2 protein-coding genes and 1 pseudogene are annotated in these 1,109 nt (G+C 55.2%); 1 reads left to right on the plus strand and 2 read right to left on the minus strand.

Annotation, left to right across the window (positions count from 1 at the left end):
- The coding region (locus tag EXE44_RS16955) for a hypothetical protein (protein ID WP_206750400.1) at positions 1-541 on the plus strand (541 nt) is incomplete at its 5' end.
- Positions 542-545: 4 nt separating this feature from the next.
- On the opposite strand, the gene EXE44_RS16960 is transcribed toward EXE44_RS16955, so the two are convergent.
- Together EXE44_RS16960 and EXE44_RS20395 are read right to left on the minus strand one after the other, a co-directional pair.
- Entirely contained in the window at positions 546-725 is a 180-nt protein-coding gene (locus tag EXE44_RS16960; protein ID WP_137693520.1) for a hypothetical protein, read from the minus strand.
- Positions 722-1,109, minus strand: a pseudogene (locus tag EXE44_RS20395) (hypothetical protein); the annotation flags it as partial. The gene EXE44_RS16960 and the pseudogene EXE44_RS20395, both read right to left, overlap by 4 nt.

The following is a 1,109-nucleotide window of genomic DNA, read 5'->3' on the forward strand; positions in this document are numbered from 1 at the left end:
TCCGTTTGTGATAGGCCGCCCCGCTGAGTTGGCCGTGGATGAATTTTATTGGTGGTTGTATGAGGTTTCCCGAAAAATTACACATCAAGTACGTTCAACAGTACGCATGGAACGAAACTGGGAGGAGGTACTTCACTTGTTGTATGTCAGCGAAGAGGAGTGGATACGATTCTCTAAAGCAGGCGGAGTCACTCCGGATCATCCAATCGTAGAGAATACCGATTTGTCATTTAGTGAGGTACAAGCAGCGCTATCATTCTTGGAACAGCATGACTTGGTTTCTCAACGAGAGGATGGATTCTATTTACTTGAGCCGAAGGGGTTTGAGGTCGCAGCGAGTCGAGAAGAAAAGCGTAGTCAGAACCGGATTCAAGCAATCATCATGGCTCTAACAGTTATTCTATCTGTCGGAGCCTTAGCACAAGTCGCTCAACTCTTTGTACAAGCTGGTGTACAACCGGGAATACTGTATACGCTCCTTCCTCTCCTCTTCGGAATTGGGGGGTACAAATTCAGAGACTGGTTCAGCTTTTTTAGCTAGTGAATCATCTCTCTCTCGGGTCGTCGTAGGGGAGCCCATGCTGTCGATAGAGTAGCATCAGATCCTCGACGACTCTAGTTCGGGCGACCTCGTGGCCCCGAATGGCCTCGATCTCCTCTTTTACCTCGCGGAAGCTGTCCGCCGTCTCCCCATAGAGGGCCACCTCTTCGCTCGGACGGGTCACAGCCCCACCTCGATGCGTTTCCCCTCGGCGCCGACGTGGTCACACTCCGGTTCGTAGCGGTTCGACTCGACGCGCTCGATCTTCCCCGAGTCGTCGGAGTAGATCCATTCGGAGTTGACTGTCTGGGGCTCGCCGTCCGGCCCCTCCTCGATCCACTTTCGGACAGAGATCGCGCCCTCGTCGGACGCATGGAGCTTCGCCGGCAGGTTCGGGACCGACTGCCCGCCGGTGTTGTGCGCCTCCTTCGGGTACTCCAGCACGTCCTTCACCGCGTTGAGGTCGTTGCCGGACTGGTAGCCGCCGAGGAACCGGGCGGTACAGTTCCCGACTATCTTCTTACAGAGCTGGGCGAGCCGTTGAGTGATCCAGATCGACGACGTCGCC

The organism is Halorubrum sp. SS7 (assembly GCF_005435055.1).
In the GTDB taxonomy this organism is placed as follows: domain Archaea; phylum Halobacteriota; class Halobacteria; order Halobacteriales; family Haloferacaceae; genus Halorubrum; species Halorubrum salinarum.